Annotated in this window: 14 protein-coding genes; 5 read left to right on the forward strand and 9 right to left on the reverse strand. The window is 67.3% G+C overall.

The window, feature by feature from the left end; all coding sequences use genetic code 11:
* The first annotated feature begins 12 nt into the window (after positions 1–12).
* Positions 13–1,062, forward strand: a complete 1,050-nt coding sequence (gene rfbB, locus ACFYLW_RS00630; protein ID WP_390182441.1) for a dTDP-glucose 4,6-dehydratase — start codon at positions 13–15, stop codon at positions 1,060–1,062.
* On the opposite strand, the gene ACFYLW_RS00635 is transcribed toward rfbB, so the two are convergent.
* The 7 genes from ACFYLW_RS00635 to ACFYLW_RS00665 form a co-directional block, all read right to left on the reverse strand.
* Entirely contained in the window at positions 1,059–1,937 is an 879-nt protein-coding gene (locus ACFYLW_RS00635) for a hypothetical protein (protein WP_390182442.1), read from the reverse strand. The genes rfbB and ACFYLW_RS00635 overlap by 4 nt on opposite strands.
* A complete protein-coding gene (locus tag ACFYLW_RS00640; RefSeq protein WP_313104175.1) occupies positions 1,934–2,605 on the reverse strand; it encodes an ABC transporter ATP-binding protein in 672 nt (223 codons plus the stop codon). The genes ACFYLW_RS00635 and ACFYLW_RS00640 overlap by 4 nt, the downstream gene beginning before the upstream one ends.
* A complete protein-coding gene (locus ACFYLW_RS00645) occupies positions 2,605–3,768 on the reverse strand; it encodes a chain-length determining protein (protein ID WP_292082194.1) in 1,164 nt (387 codons plus the stop codon). The genes ACFYLW_RS00640 and ACFYLW_RS00645 overlap by 1 nt, the downstream gene beginning before the upstream one ends.
* A 41-nt stretch (positions 3,769–3,809) precedes the next feature.
* Positions 3,810–4,535, reverse strand: coding sequence for an ABC transporter permease (locus tag ACFYLW_RS00650; protein ID WP_390182443.1), 726 nt, complete (start codon positions 4,533–4,535; stop codon positions 3,810–3,812).
* 227 nt (positions 4,536–4,762) lie between these two features.
* Positions 4,763–6,601, reverse strand: coding sequence for an adenylyl-sulfate kinase (gene cysC / locus ACFYLW_RS00655; protein WP_390182444.1), 1,839 nt, complete (start codon positions 6,599–6,601; stop codon positions 4,763–4,765).
* Positions 6,601–7,554 (reverse strand): sulfate adenylyltransferase subunit CysD, encoded by a 954-nt coding sequence (cysD, locus tag ACFYLW_RS00660; protein WP_390182445.1) that lies wholly within the window; start codon positions 7,552–7,554, stop codon positions 6,601–6,603. The genes cysC and cysD overlap by 1 nt, the downstream gene beginning before the upstream one ends.
* Entirely contained in the window at positions 7,526–8,848 is a 1,323-nt protein-coding gene (locus ACFYLW_RS00665) for a glycosyltransferase family 4 protein (protein ID WP_390182446.1), read from the reverse strand. Before ACFYLW_RS00665 ends, cysD begins: the two co-directional genes overlap by 29 nt.
* A gap of 244 nt (positions 8,849–9,092) precedes the next feature.
* On the opposite strand from ACFYLW_RS00665, the gene ACFYLW_RS00670 reads away from it, so the two are divergent.
* On the forward strand, positions 9,093–10,253 hold the full coding sequence (locus ACFYLW_RS00670; protein ID WP_390182447.1) for an OmpA family protein: 1,161 nt from the start codon (positions 9,093–9,095) through the stop codon (positions 10,251–10,253).
* Positions 10,254–10,428: 175 nt separating this feature from the next.
* On the forward strand, positions 10,429–11,745 hold the full coding sequence (locus ACFYLW_RS00675) for a UDP-glucose dehydrogenase family protein (protein ID WP_390182448.1): 1,317 nt from the start codon (positions 10,429–10,431) through the stop codon (positions 11,743–11,745).
* Positions 11,746–11,818: 73 nt separating this feature from the next.
* Here ACFYLW_RS00675 and ACFYLW_RS00680 read toward each other — a convergent pair whose 3' ends face one another.
* The gene (locus ACFYLW_RS00680) at positions 11,819–12,493 is read right to left on the reverse strand and encodes an OmpA family protein (RefSeq protein WP_292083823.1); all 675 of its coding nucleotides are present in this window, start codon (positions 12,491–12,493) and stop codon (positions 11,819–11,821) included.
* Between the two features lie 202 nt (positions 12,494–12,695).
* On the opposite strand from ACFYLW_RS00680, the gene ACFYLW_RS00685 reads away from it, so the two are divergent.
* Entirely contained in the window at positions 12,696–13,115 is a 420-nt protein-coding gene (locus tag ACFYLW_RS00685; protein ID WP_390182449.1) for an Hsp20 family protein, read from the forward strand.
* Between the two features lie 58 nt (positions 13,116–13,173).
* Entirely contained in the window at positions 13,174–13,428 is a 255-nt protein-coding gene (locus ACFYLW_RS00690) for a DUF1150 family protein (RefSeq protein WP_390182450.1), read from the forward strand.
* Between the two features lie 49 nt (positions 13,429–13,477).
* Here the strand turns inward: ACFYLW_RS00690 and ACFYLW_RS00695 are convergent, their stop codons facing one another.
* Entirely contained in the window at positions 13,478–13,942 is a 465-nt protein-coding gene (locus ACFYLW_RS00695; RefSeq protein ID WP_292083820.1) for a PTS sugar transporter subunit IIA, read from the reverse strand.
* Between the last annotated feature and the right edge of the window lie 22 nt (positions 13,943–13,964).

Genomic DNA, 13,964 nt, shown 5'->3' on the forward strand with positions numbered 1-13,964 from the left:
AGGAGACGAGCGTTGAGGATATTGCTGACCGGCGGCGCCGGCTTCATCGGCTCGGCCCTGACGCGCGAGCTTCTGGCGCGCGGCCACGAGGTCCGCGTTCTGGACCTGCTGACCTATGCCGGCGTGCTCGCCTCGCTGAGTGAACTGGAAGGCGACCCGGCCTACAGCTTCGTGCGCGGCGACATCGCCGATTCGACGGCGGTCGCCGCGGTCTTCGCCGACTTTCAGCCCGAGGCCGTGGCGCATCTGGCGGCCGAGACCCACGTCGACCGCTCGATCGACGGCCCTGCCGTCTTCGTGCGCACCAATGTCGTGGGAACCCAGGTGCTGCTGGATCAGGCGCTGACGACCTGGCGCGCCCTGTCGGGTGAGGCCGCTGACGCCTTCCGTTTCCTGCACGTCTCGACCGACGAAGTGTTCGGTTCGCTGGGCGAGGAGGGCCGCTTCTCGGAGACCAGCCCCTATGACCCGCGATCGCCCTATGCGGCGTCCAAGGCGGCGTCGGATCATCTGGTTCGCGCCTGGGGCCACACCTTCGGCCTGCCGGTGATGATCAGCAACTGCTCCAACAACTACGGCGCCCGCCAGTTTCCCGAGAAGCTGATCCCGACCATGATCCTGCGGGCCCTGCGCGGCGAGACCCTGCCCGTCTATGGCGACGGCGCCAATGTGCGCGACTGGCTGTTCGTCGAGGACCACGCCCGGGCTCTGGCCGACATTCTGGAACGCGGCGCGCCGGGTCGGACCTATGCCGTCGGCGGCGACGCCGAGCGCACCAACCTGCAACTGGTTCATGCACTCTGTGCGGTGCTGGACCGGCTGCGGCCCGCGCCGGACGGCGGCCGCTACGCGGACCGCATTCAGATGGTCGATGATCGTCCCGGCCATGATCGCCGCTACGCCATTGACGCGGCCCTGATCCGCGCGGAACTGGGCTGGGCGCCAAGGGTCGACCTTGACCAAGGCCTGGAGCGCACGGTGCTGTGGTATCTCGACAACGAGGCCTGGTGGGCGCCCCTGGTGGCCGACCCTCAGGGGCTGGCCCGTCTGGGCCGGCTCTAGCCGATCCGTTCGATCTCCGCGCCGCTGAAGGTCATGCGCCCGTCGAACACGCCCTCCAGCACCACGACCCGAAGCTCGCAAACCGAGCGTTCGGTCCAGACATAGTCCTGTACGATCTCGAACACGCCGGCCCGGCCGGGCACGAACTCTTCCGACAGGTAGTCGGTCTGGCCGCCCCAATCGACACGGAAACGTGGTCGGCTGCCCTTGGCGTCGAAAGTCAGGCGATAGGTCGCGCGCCACCGGCCCGGCGGCATGGTGATGTAGGGACCGGTGATCATGAAGCGGGGGCGACCGGTCAGGTCCAGCTGACCGCGCGTCCCGCCCGGCACGATGCGCGAATCATAGTTGAACAGATCCGGCGCCCAGACAGCCTTGGGCGAAGCCGGGTCCAGCAGGGCGACGGCCTCGGTGACGGCCTGCAGACGAGGCGACAAGGGCCTGGAAGGCGCGATCGTCGGGCGATGAAGCTTCAGGCCCGGGAAGATCTCGATCGCGCCCGAGGCGAAGTCGCGGCTGCGGAACAGGCGATGGGCCGGCAACAGATCGGTCCGCCCCATCAGATCCGTGTAGACGGCGATATGGGGGGGGATGGCGTCCGGGGCCTCGTCGCCGTCCAGGCGCATGCCCGGTCCGGCGATCAGGCCCGCCAGGGCCTCGGCGGGCACGCCGGCGGCCAGGGGCTGCTGCGCATCGGCGGTCAGGATGAGGGCCCTGGGGTCGCCGAGGGGCGCGTTTTGCGGGTCGGCGTCGAGGTCGTGAAGTCGCAGGCCCGCTTCAGCCGAGGCGCTCGCGACGGCCGCGCGCCAGGCGGCGTCATGACGGAAGGGCGGAAGGACGATCCATCGCGCTTGCGAAGAGGGGGAAGAACTCACGCGGCGCGCAACCAGGTATAGACCTCAACCGCCTCGTCGATGTCGTCGAACACCTTGGCCTGCCCGCCTTCGATGATCAGCGCGCGGTCGCAATAGTTGGCGATCAGATGGGTGTCGTGGGACGCCATCAGGAAGGCGCGGTGTGCGCGGTGCTCGAACAGAGCTTCCTGACATTTGCGCTGGAAACGGGCGTCGCCCACGGCGACCAGTTCGTCGATCAGATAGCAATCGAATTCAATGGCCAGCGACAGGCCGAAGGCCAGACGCGCGCGCATCCCCGAGGAGTAGTGCTTAACCGGGTCGCGCAACGCCTTGCCCAGTTCGGCGAAGTCATCCACCCGCTCCAGCATTTGGTGGTAGTCGCGGTCATATAGGCGCGCGAGAAAGCGGACGTTGTCGAGGCCCGATAGGCTGCCCTGGAATCCGCCGCCGAAGCCGATCGGCCAGGACGACGACATCCGCCATTCGATCCGGCCCTCGGTTTCGGGCAGGACGCCGCCCAGCATCTTGATCAGGGTGGACTTGCCCTGACCGTTGCGGCCGAGAATCGCCAGTCGCCCCGACGTGCCAAGATCAAAGTTGATGTTCTTGAACAGTGGCTTGCGGGCGCCGTGGTAGGTCTTTCCGACATCGATGACGCGCAGACCGGGAACCTCGGGGGTCTGCATCAGTCCTGCCTGTGCTCCCGTACGCCGGCCCAGATGAGCCAACCCACGGCGTAAACCAGCAGCGACGAGGCGAAGACGGTCAGGAAGGCCAGGAAGCGTCGGGGTTGGGTCGGCTTGTCCGGTTGGCTCGGCGCCACGATGCGTTCGAGGTAGAGCTTCTGGCGACGTGCTTCCTGTTCAGCGTTCAGCAGGGCGGCGGTGGCCTGGGCCAAGACCTTGTCCGCGATCTCGCGGCGCATCACCAGGTCCTCGTAGGCGCCGACCTTGGGCGCCAGCGACGAGGCGCTGCCGGTGGCCTTGGCGCGGGCTTCCGCGACCTGCCGCTCATAGGCGGCGATCCGGCTGTCAAGGATGGGCAATTGCGGGCTGGAGGGGGCTTCGGCCGCCAGTTGCGCCCGATCGGCGCGCAACTGGGCGATGGTCACCAGCAGGCCGGCCACGACCTCGGTCGTTTCAGTCACGGCGGCGCGAGGGTCGATGAACTGGGCGCTGTTGCGAAGGGCGGTAAGCGCCTGCTGCGACGCGGCCACCTCGGCGCGGGCGTGGTCGAAGGAGACGCGAGCGTCGCGTACCGCATTTGCGGCCGAGCGTTCGTTGAGGCGATTGATCAGGGCCTCGCCGCTGTCCAGCATGGCGGCGTTAATCGTCGCCGCGTCCTTGGCGCTGAACGCCTCGACCCGAAGGGTGCTGATGCCCGAGGCGGCGTCATATCCGACCGTCAGGTAGCGTTTGAAGCCCTTGTACAGGGCTTCCTCGCTTGTGCCCTCCCACGGGCGCGGCGTGCGCGAGAACCAGTCGACCTTCGGTCCGGTGAGCATGGCCTTCAGGTTGAAGCGCGTCTGGAGGACCTTCAGGCTGTCGCGAGAGTCCAGATACTCGTGCACGGCGAAGGCGTCGTTCATCCCTGTGGACAGACCGACGCCTTGCAGAGCGATGCCAAGCCCGGTGGGTTGGCTCGAATTGGCCGAGCGGACCACGAAATGGGATTCCGACACATACCGCGGCGAGGCGATCAGGCCGTAATAGACGCCGCCCACCAGGCTGGGGATCCCGACCACGATCAGGAAACCGAGCGGCAGCCGCTTGCGCCACGAAGGCTTGGCCTTGGGCGCGATGCGCGGTTCTTCGGCCGCGCCGAGATAGGTCAGGTTGGTGTCAGCCATTCGTCTTCTGGGTGATGTGTTTCATGGTCGGACGATGTCTTTTACTCAGCCGAGATGCGGTCTCGGGCTCCGGCGATCAGCACCAGACCCAGAATATTGAAAACGGAGCCCACCGCGAGCGCATAGAGCGGATCGTAGTAGGTCGGCACGAATTCCCCAAAGACGCCTGCCCGAATCATCTCCACCCCATGCGGGAAGGGGACGTAGAGGTAGAGGTCGCGGACCCCCGGCGGCAGCCAGGCCACCATGAAGAACACGCCCGAAACCGGGATCAGGATGTAGCTGATCAGGCCCACGACGCGCTCGAACGTCTCATAGCGCATGGCGAGGCCCGTGAGAATGAGGGCGAAGCCGCAAGAGATCCAGGCCAGCAGGAACCAGCCAGCGTAGAGCAGCAGATAGTTGTGGGGCAGGCCGACCTGCTTGAGGCAGAACAGCACCACATAGACGATGAAGAAGGCGGCGGTGGCCCCGCCCAGTTCCAGCAGAATACGCGCGCCGAAGATGTGCAGCGCGGAGATCTGGCGGTGATAGAGCAGCCCCAGGTTCGCCTGGAGCGCGCCGCCGAGAAGACCGATCATGTGACGGGTCAGGATCAGCGACATATAGCCGGTCATGACGAAGGGCGCGAGCCGCACCCCGTGTTCATAGGCGGGCTTGGTGACGCCCCAGAGGATCAGAACGCCGAAGCAGAAGATCAGAGGTTCGCCGACGACCCAGGCGAAGCCCAGCCCTTCGCGTCCGAAACGCGTCGCCATCTCGCGCATGATGAGTGCGCCAAGGATTCGGAAATGGCGGACGATGGGTTCGAACATCAGGGCATTTGAGGCGCGCCAAGCGCGAGAAAATCGAGCGTGAAAACAGCCTTTACCATGAGCGTGATCACGCCGCGACCATAGCTTGCGTCGTCGCAAGCGCAAGCGATCTCGCCCTGGCATGGAGGAAGTTTTACGGCGTTTTCAGACCCCGGCGGTCGTTCGACCGGTTTGCGGATCTATCCTGTCAGTCGCTGGTCGGCGCGCAGGCGGGCGATGACGGCGTTCGCGGCTTCGGCGGGGCTCATCCTGTCCGTTTGAAGATGCAGGTCCGGCTCGGTCGGCGGCTCATAGGGGCTGCTGACGCCGGTGAAGTTGGCGATCTCGCCGCGACGGGCCTTGGCGTAGAGCCCCTTGACGTCGCGCGCCTCCGCCACCGCGAGGGGCGCGTCGACAAAGACTTCCAGGAACTCGTCGTCCGGCATCATGTCGCGAACCATTTGGCGCTCGGCCCGGAAGGGCGAGATCAGCGACACCAGGACGATCAGGCCGGCGTCGGCCATCATCCGCGCGACCTCGGCCGCCCGCCGGATGTTCTCGACCCGGTCGGCCTCGGTGAAGCCCAGGTCGCGGCTGAGGCCGTGCCGCAGGTTGTCGCCGTCGATCAGATAGGCGTGCCGCCCCTCCGCCGTCAGCCGCTCCTCGACCAGGTTGGCGATGGTGGACTTGCCGGACCCCGACAGACCGGTCAGCCAGACCACGGCGGCCTTCTGGCCCTTGAGCGTCGCGCGCTGATTGCGATCCACCTTGATGGCCTGGCGATGGATGTTGTGGGCGCGACGCAGGGCGAAGCGGATCATGCCTGCGCCGACCGTGGCCCGCGTCAGCCGGTCGATCAGGATGAAGGCGCCCAGCTCGCGCTCGACCTCATAGGGCTCGAAGGCCACGTCCTGACCCAGCGACAGGTGACAGACGCCGATGTCGTTCAGCGCCAGCGAACGGGCCGCCAGCTTCTCCTGGGTGTTGACGTTCACCCTATGGCGAATGTCGGTGATCTGGGCCGGGACGGCGCGCGCCCCGATCTTCAGGTCATAGACGCGGCCTGAGACCATTTCCGCCTCGGCCATCCAGATGAGGGTGGCCTCGAACTGGTCGGCCGCCTCCAGCGGCGCGTCGGCGGCGGCCAGGACGTCGCCGCGCGACACGTCGATCTCGTCGGTGAAGGTCAGGGTGACGGACTGGCCGGCCCGCGCCTGCGGCAGGTCGCCGCCCATGACGACGATGCGCTCCACATGCGAGCGAACGCCCGAGGGCGAGACGGCGACCGCGTCGCCGACACGCACAACGCCGCTGTTGATGCGGCCCGTATAGCCGCGGAAGTCGAGGTTGGGCCGATTCACACCCTGAACCACCATGCGGAACGGTCGGGCTGTTTCGGCGATAGGCGGCAGGCCTTCCAGGACTTCCAGCAGGGTCGGTCCCGCGTACCATTCGGCCGCTTCGCCGCGCCGGACCAGGTTGTCGCCGGACACGCCGGACACGGGAATGACGGTCGGCGCGGGCAGTCCGGCGGCCTCGGCGAAGGCGAGGTAGTCGGCGGCGATGGCGTCGAAGGCGTCCTGCGACCAGGCGACCATGTCCATCTTGGTTACCGCCAGGACGACATGGCGCACGCCGAGCAGGGAGACGATATGGCTATGCCGCCGTGTCTGGGTCAGCACGCCCTTGCGCGCGTCGACCAGGACCACGGCCGCGTCGGCGGTCGAGGCGCCGGTGGCCATGTTGCGGGTGTACTGCTCATGCCCGGGGGTGTCGGCGACGATGAACTGGCGACGCGGCGTCGAGAAGTAGCGATAGGCCACATCGATGGTGATGCCCTGCTCGCGCTCGGCCAGAAGGCCGTCCACCAGCAGGGAGAAGTCCAGCCGCCCGTCGGCGTCGCGCAGGGCCGCGATCTGATCGTCGGGCACGGCGCCGGCGTCATGCAGCAGGCGGCCGATCAGGGTCGACTTGCCGTCGTCCACCGAGCCGCAGGTGATGAAGCGCAGGGTGTCGCGCTGAAGCGTCGAGGACGTCATCAGAAATAGCCCTCCTGCTTCTTCTTCTCCATCGATCCGGCCTGGTCGCGGTCGATCAGCCGTCCCTGACGTTCGGAGCTGCGCGAGGCGCGCATCTCGGCGATGACGGCGTCCAGGGTCGTGGCCGTGCTCTCGACGGCGCCCGACAGGGGGTAGCAGCCGAGGGTTCGGAACCGCACCGACATCATCTGGGGCGTCTCGCCGGGGGCCAACCGCATCCGCTCGTCGTCGACCACGATCAGGGCGCCGTCGCGCCGGACCACGGGGCGCTCGGCGGCGAAATAGAGGTCTACGACGGGGATCTTCTCCAGGGCCACGTATTCCCAGACGTCCATCTCGGTCCAGTTGGACAGGGGGAAGACGCGCATGCTCTCGCGCGGCGCGACCCGCGCATTATAGAGGCTCCACAGTTCCGGCCTCTGGCGACGCGGGTCCCAGCGGTGGCCGGGACCGCGGAAGGAGAAGATGCGCTCCTTGGCGCGGCTGGCCTCCTCGTCGCGGCGGGCCCCGCCGATGGCGGCGTCGAAGCCGTGCAGGTCCAGCGCCTGCTTCAGCCCTTGTGTCTTCCACATGTCGGTGTGGACCGCAGAGCCATGGTCGAAGGGATTGATTCCCTGCGCCTGGGCCTCGGGGTTGTGGTGCACGATCAGCCGTGCGCCGCTCTCGGCCGCCATCCGGTCGCGCAGGGCGTACATGGCGCGGAACTTCCACGTCGTGTCCACGTGCAGCAGGGGGAAGGGCGGGGGCGCCGGATAGAAGGCCTTGCGGGCCAGATGCAGCAGGGCCGCCGAGTCCTTGCCGATGGAATAAAGCAGCACGGGGCAAGCGCACTCGGCCGCCACCTCGCGCAGGATGTGGATGCTCTCGGCCTCGAGCCGTTGCAGGTGGGTGAGCCGGTCTGGCGTGGTCGCGGCGGTCGTCATTTCAGGCCGCCGAGACCCCGACCTTGCCATAGAGGTCCTTGAGACGGGCCTGGTAGGCTTCGGGCGTGAACTTGCCCGCCTGGATCAGGCCGCGCGCCTGCAGGTCCAGGCGCAGTCCCTCGTCGGCGTCCAGGGCCCGGATGCCGCGCGTCAGGGCCTGAACGTCATAGGGATCGACGACCACGGCGGCGTCGCCCGCCACTTCCGGCAGGGATCCGCCGGTCGAGGTCAGCACGGCCGTGGACAGGGCCATGGACTCCAGAACCGGCAGGCCGAAGCCCTCGTAAAGCGAGGGGAAGAGAGTGGCCTTGGCGCCCCGGATCAGGCTGATCAGCATGGAGAAGGGCATGTACTCATACTGGCGGATACGGTCGGCGCTGGGGCCGCCGTCGCGCTTCACCTGGTTCAGAAGGGCGGTCTCGCCCTCGTCCAGCCAGGCGCGGCCGCCGATGATGACCAGAGGCGTCTGGCTGCCCGAGGCCAGGTAGGCCTCGACGATACGGCCCAGGTTCTTCTTGGGTTCGATGGCGCCGAAGTGGAGGAAATAGCCCTTCCAGCCCAGGTTGAAGACGCCCTCTAGTTCCAGAGTGACGTCGGCCTGGCTGCGCGAGGTCAGCTTTTCGGGGAGGCTGACGGCCTGATAGGTGTTGGTGACGCGATCTTCGCTGACGCCGAGCAGGCGGATGACGTCCTGGCGGGTCGTCTCCGAAACCACGGCGATATGGTCGGCGCGGCGCGCGATCGCGTCACACAGGGCTCGATAGGTGGCCTTGTCGTCCAGGGTCGTATGCGGCAGGCGCAACGGGATCAGGTCGTGGATGGTGTAGATGTTGGGAACCTTGCGTGCGTGCAGCGGCAAGGTGGCGGTCCAGTGCATGACGTCCGGAGCGGGGGCGGCGGCTGAGGTCTCGAACGAGACGGGTGTCTCCTTGCCGTAGGCCGAGAAGCAACGGTTGGCGTGGGTGAACAGGTCGCGGGCAGCCCAGAAACGATCGGCGGCCGGACGCCCTCCGGATCGCGCCGGCCAGATGACCTCGCCCGAGGGCAGGATGGAATGGGCGGTTCGGCCGTATCGCGACGTAAAGGTGTCGGCGAAACGCTGGACCTTTTGTTTCCGGTTCAGCCGTTGTGGCGGGCGCTCGGCGTCCACCAGCGAGGTTTCGTTCAGCAGATTGTCGTCACGGCGGCGCGCTGTCGGACCATAGAGTACCTGGGTGCCGAAGCCGACGGCGCGCGCGCTGTCGAGCAGGTTTCGCCCATAGGTCGCGATGCCCGTCCCCTTGGCCAGGGCCAGGTTGAAACCGTCGATGCAGATGGAAGTCATGAAATCCCGAGGGGCGAACGTTCGGGCGATGTGGACGACAGGGCGGGGCGCAGGTCAAGTTCCTATCAGCGGGTAATGCGCGCCTTAACGTGCTGTTAAATCCTGTAGCCCGTCGGCCACGGTGTGTTGCAACCTTCGGTAAATCGGGCGTTTCGCGCTCGACCGCTCACGGCAACGCTGATAGGGAGTGGGGTAGGCGACGTATCCGTCGTCCACGAACAACAGATCTCGGAGGGCCGCATCCATGCGCGTCAAGAGTTTGATCCTGGCATCTAGCGCGGCGGCGGCTCTGGCCCTGTCGGCTGGCGCCGCTTCGGCTGAGCCGGACGGCTGGTACGGCGCCGTCGACGCCGGCTACCACATCATCGACGACATCAACACCGAGTCGTCGACCCGCGGTTCCAACTGGAACTGGGAAGTCAACGACGGCTGGGCCGCCTTCGCCCGCCTCGGCTACCGCTTCAACCCCAACTGGCGCGTTGAACTGGAAGGCGGCTACCGCTCGGGCGACATCGGCACCGTGCGCGCCGTCTCGGGCCCGCAAGGCCTGTGCAACATCACGCCCGCCACCGGTCCGTGCTACTCGCCCGACGGCGACATCACCTCGACTACCGTGATGGCCAACGTCATCTATGACTTCGGCTACTCGGCCGGCAGCATCCGTCCGTTCGTCGGCCTCGGCGTCGGCGCCAACCACGTCAACACCGACGTCGTCGGCCGCCTGCGTCAGAACCCGACCGTGGCCTTCGCCGCCGACGACAGCTCGACCAAGTTCGCCGCTCAGGCGATCGCCGGTCTGGCCTGGGCCGTTTCGGACCGCGCCAACATCGACCTGACCTATCGCTACCTGACGGGCGACGCCGAGTTCGCGACCTTCACGAACACCGCGTCCAACGCCTTCGGCGAAATGGCCGGCGACTATGACCAGTCGCACACCGTGACCCTGGGTCTGCGCTACGCCTTCGGCGCCGAGCCGGCTGCTCCCCCGCCGCCGCCGCCCCCCCCGCCGCCCCCGCCGCCTCCGCCCCCGCCGCCCCCGCCGCCCCCGCCGCCGCCTCCGGCCAAGCCGGCTGCGCGTCAGTTCGTGGTCTACTTCGACTGGGATCGCTCGGACCTGACGGCTGAGGCCCGTTCGGTGGTGACGCAAGCCGCCAACTACGCCAAGTCGGGCGCTCCGACCCGCATCCTGGTCGTCGGTCACGCCGACACCTCGGGTAACGCGGCCTACAACCTGGGTCTGTCCAACCGTCGTTCGCGCACCGTCGCCGACGCCCTGGTCGCCCAAGGCGTCAACGGCGGCGTCATCGCCGTCGACGGCAAGGGTGAAACCGCCCCGGCCAAGGCCACCGCTGACGGCGTGCGCGAGCCTCTCAACCGTCGCGCCACCATCGACATCAACTTCTAAGGTTCAGAGGGACCGGTTCACGCCGGTCCCGATGATCTCGAAGGTCGATAAGATTGAGGGCGGTCGATCCCATCGGGTCGGCCGCCCTTTTTCTTTGTCCGCAGCCCTGCCGGTTGACTGGCAAACGTCATGCTTGAACGTTATCTCGGCCTGACTGCATCAAGAGGATGACTGCATGCGCGTCGCAATGATCGGCACCGGCTACGTCGGGCTTGTTTCCGGGGCCTGTTTCGCCGACTTCGGCCACGTGGTGACCTGCGTCGACAAGGACGCCGCCAAGATCGATCATCTGAACGCCGGGCGGATGCCGATCTACGAGCCGGGCCTTGAGGATCTGGTCGCGACCAATGTGCGCGACGGCCGCCTGTCCTTCGCCCTGGACGGCGCCGAGGCGATTCGCGCGGCGGACGCCGTCTTCATCGCCGTCGGCACGCCTTCGCGCCGCGGCGACGGTCACGCCGACCTGTCCTACGTCTATGCCGCCGCCGAAGAGATCGCCGACCTGATCGACGGCTTCACGGTGGTCGTCACCAAGTCCACGGTGCCGGTCGGCACCGGCGACGAGATCGAGCGCATCATTCGCGCCCGGCGTCCGGACGCCGACTTCGCCGTGGTGTCCAATCCCGAATTCCTGCGCGAAGGCGCGGCCATCGGCGACTTCAAGCGCCCGGATCGCGTCGTGGTCGGTCTTGAGGATGAGCGCGCCCGCCCGGTCATGACCGAGCTCTACCGTCCGCTGAACCTCAACGAGACGCCGATCCTTTTCACCGGCCGGCGCACGTCCGAACTGACGAAGTACGCCGCCAACGCCTTCCTGGCGCTGAAGATCACCTTCATCAACGAGATGGCCGACCTGTGCGAAAGCCTGGGCGCCGACGTGCAGCAGGTGGCCCGCGGGATCGGCCTGGACAATCGAATCGGGTCCAAATTCTTGCACGCCGGGCCGGGCTACGGCGGCTCCTGCTTCCCCAAGGACACCCTGGCCCTGGTTCGCACCGCCACCGACGCCGGATCGCCGTTGCGGTTGATCGAAACCACGGTCGAGGTGAACGACGCGCGCAAGAAGGGCATGGCTGACCGCGTCGCCGCCGCCCTGGGCGGAAACGACCTTCGGGGCAAGACGGTCGCCCTGCTGGGTTTGACCTTCAAGCCCAACACCGACGATATGCGCGACGCGCCGTCGCTGGACGTGGCGCCGGCCTTGATGGCCATGGGGGCGACGGTCCAGGCGTTTGACCCCGAGGGCATGCATGAGGCGTCCAAGCTGCTGGACGGCGTCGTCTTCCACGACGGTCCCTATGACGCGGTCGAAGGCGCCGACGTGGTGGTCATCCTGACCGAGTGGGACCAGTTCCGCGCCCTGGATCTGGACCGGGTCAAACTGCTGCTGAAGCAGCCCGTCATGGTTGATCTGCGCAATGTCTATCGCCCCGAAGACATGAAGGCGCGCGGGTTCCGCTACTCGTCGATTGGTCGCCCCGACAAGGCCTGACCGGGCGGGCGGCGACCACGAAAAAGGGCGGCGTCGGGACGCCGCCCTCGATCGCTTCAGCGATGTCGCTCAATCAGCCCGTGAACGGGCGGATCAGAATCTCGACGCGACGGTTCTGGGCCTTGCCCTGGGGGGTGTCGTTCGAGGCGATCGGATTGCGCGCGCTCATGCCCGCGACATAGAGGCGCTCGCGGATCACGCCGCGGTCGATCAGGTAGGAGGCGACCGAAGAGGCGCGGCGCTCCGACAGCGGCTGGTTGATGGCGTCGCCGCCCGAGGCGTCCGTGTGACCGATGACGTCGACCATCGAGCGGTCGTATTCCTGCAGCACGCGAGCCACGTCGTCGAGAACCGGCAGGAAGCGACTGTCCAGGCTGGACTGGTTGGTGGCGAAGGTCACGTCGGACGGCATGCGCAGAACCAGGTTGTCGCCCTGACGCGCCACGCCGACGCCGGTGCCGGACAGTTCGGCTTCCAGAGCGCGCTGCTGGCGGTCCATGTATTGGCCGACACCCGCGCCGGCGAGGGCGCCGATGCCGGCGCCGATCAGGGCGTTCTTGCGGCCCTGTTCTCCGCTGGAGGTATTGGTCAGATAGCCCAGCAGAGCGCCGCCCAGCGCGCCGGCGATGGCGCCGGTGCCGGTGTTGTTGCGGGTCGGGGTCGAGCTGTAGGGGTCGGTCGTGGTGCAGGCGGCGGCGCCGAGCATGGCGGCGATGCTGACGCTGGCGACAATGAGCTTGGCGCGCATGGAGTGTCCTTTGTTGCGGCGATCAGGCCGAAAAACGTAGCTCTACGGTGAAGGTTCCAACCTGCATGTCACGTGAATGAGGAGGACAGCCAGCCGCGCGGTTGACCGTGACGCCGCCCATAACCATTTGTTGCAAACGGTCGCACGCCCTCGCCGCCTCAGGGAGGACATGGACGACCGGGTCGCTTGTTTGCGAGGACCGATGACGACGCGCACCATCCTGTTCGACAGCCCCTTCCTTCTCGGCTTCGATCACACCCGAGCCCTGATCGACCGAGCGGCCAAGGCCGCCGCGGAAAGCTATCCGCCCTACAATGTCGAGCAGGTCGGCGACGCGGCGGTGCGGATCAGCCTGGCCGTGGCCGGGTTCGCGCCGGATGAACTGGCCATCACCCTGGACGGCCGCCAGCTGACCATCGCGGGCAAGCGCGACGAGGCGGGCAGAGGCGAGCAGGCCTTCCTGCATCGCGGCATAGCGGCTCGCGGTTTTGTCCGCAGTTTCGTGCTGGCCGACGGGCTGGAGGTGGCCGAGGCGAAGCTTGAACACGGACTGCTGCATGTGGATCTGGTTCGGCCTGAACAGGACCGGGAGGTCCGCCGCATTCCGATCACGACGGCTTGAGAAGCCGTCGAACCGCCCGGCTGGCCGGGCGTTCAGTCAAGCGTAAGGAGGCGGTCCTATGACGCCTGTGATGAACAAGACAGATTTCGCCGGTCTGGGCGCGCCCGACCTGGTCTATGTGCGGGCCATTCGCGCTTCCGACCTGATGGAGGACGCGCACGTCGAGGTCGGACCCGGCGTGGACATTGATCCCGATCAGATTCTCTACGCGGTCCATGGCGCAGACGGCGAGCGGCTGGCCGTCATGCTGGATCGCGAGACAGCCTTCGCCGCCGCCGCCGCTCATGAGCTGGAGCCGGTCTCGGCTCACTGATTTCAGAAGACGCCTTCGGCCGGTTTGCCGGCGTGGGGGCGCAATCGCCTCAGGCGGCTGTGGCGGGCGCGTCCTTGACGAACAGGGCGCGCACGGCGTCAACCGTGCGGGCCTGACGCAGGTGTTCGCGCAGTTCCGGCGAACGCATGGCGCGCGACACCGCCGCCAGCGCCCGCAGATGCTCGGCGCCCGCGTTCAGCGGGGCGAACAGAGCGAACATCAGGTCCACGGGGCGATCGTCGAGCGACTCGTAGGCCACCGGGGTGTCCAGGCGCACGAAGACGGCGCAGACCCGGTCCAGGCCCTTGATGCGCGCGTGCGGCACCGCCACCCCGGAGCCGAGCCCCGTCGAGCCCAGGGCTTCGCGCTCGAGCAGGGCGTCCAGCGCCCGATCTTCGTCAATGCCCAGCGCGACCGACGCGGCCTCGGCCACGGTATGCAGCGCCTGTCGCTTGGACGACACGCCGCCCCGCAGGACGATCCCGCCCGACGACAGCAAATCAGCGATGTCCATAATCACCCCGAACCTTGGTACC

It is taken from the genome of Brevundimonas sp. NPDC007368 (genome assembly GCF_042869015.1).
Classification (GTDB): domain Bacteria; phylum Pseudomonadota; class Alphaproteobacteria; order Caulobacterales; family Caulobacteraceae; genus Brevundimonas.

Excerpts from the sequence above, each read along its gene's own strand:
- cysD (WP_390182445.1), bottom strand. The coding sequence starts at position 7,554 with ATGGCAAGGTCGGGGTCTCGGCGGCCTGAAATGACGACCGCCGCGACC.
- ACFYLW_RS00690 (WP_390182450.1), top strand. The coding sequence starts at position 13,174 with ATGACGCCTGTGATGAACAAGACAGATTTCGCCGGTCTGGGCGCGCCC.
- ACFYLW_RS00640 (WP_313104175.1), bottom strand. The coding sequence starts at position 2,605 with ATGCAGACCCCCGAGGTTCCCGGTCTGCGCGTCATCGATGTCGGAAAG.
- ACFYLW_RS00665 (WP_390182446.1), bottom strand. The coding sequence starts at position 8,848 with ATGACTTCCATCTGCATCGACGGTTTCAACCTGGCCCTGGCCAAGGGG.
- ACFYLW_RS00685 (WP_390182449.1), top strand. The coding sequence starts at position 12,696 with ATGACGACGCGCACCATCCTGTTCGACAGCCCCTTCCTTCTCGGCTTC.
- ACFYLW_RS00650 (WP_390182443.1), bottom strand. The coding sequence starts at position 4,535 with ATGCGCGAGATGGCGACGCGTTTCGGACGCGAAGGGCTGGGCTTCGCC.
- ACFYLW_RS00695 (WP_292083820.1), bottom strand. The coding sequence starts at position 13,942 with ATGGACATCGCTGATTTGCTGTCGTCGGGCGGGATCGTCCTGCGGGGC.
- ACFYLW_RS00645 (WP_292082194.1), bottom strand. The coding sequence starts at position 3,768 with ATGGCTGACACCAACCTGACCTATCTCGGCGCGGCCGAAGAACCGCGC.
- cysC (WP_390182444.1), bottom strand. The coding sequence starts at position 6,601 with ATGACGTCCTCGACGCTTCAGCGCGACACCCTGCGCTTCATCACCTGC.
- ACFYLW_RS00675 (WP_390182448.1), top strand. The coding sequence starts at position 10,429 with ATGCGCGTCGCAATGATCGGCACCGGCTACGTCGGGCTTGTTTCCGGG.
- ACFYLW_RS00680 (WP_292083823.1), bottom strand. The coding sequence starts at position 12,493 with ATGCGCGCCAAGCTCATTGTCGCCAGCGTCAGCATCGCCGCCATGCTC.
- ACFYLW_RS00670 (WP_390182447.1), top strand. The coding sequence starts at position 9,093 with ATGCGCGTCAAGAGTTTGATCCTGGCATCTAGCGCGGCGGCGGCTCTG.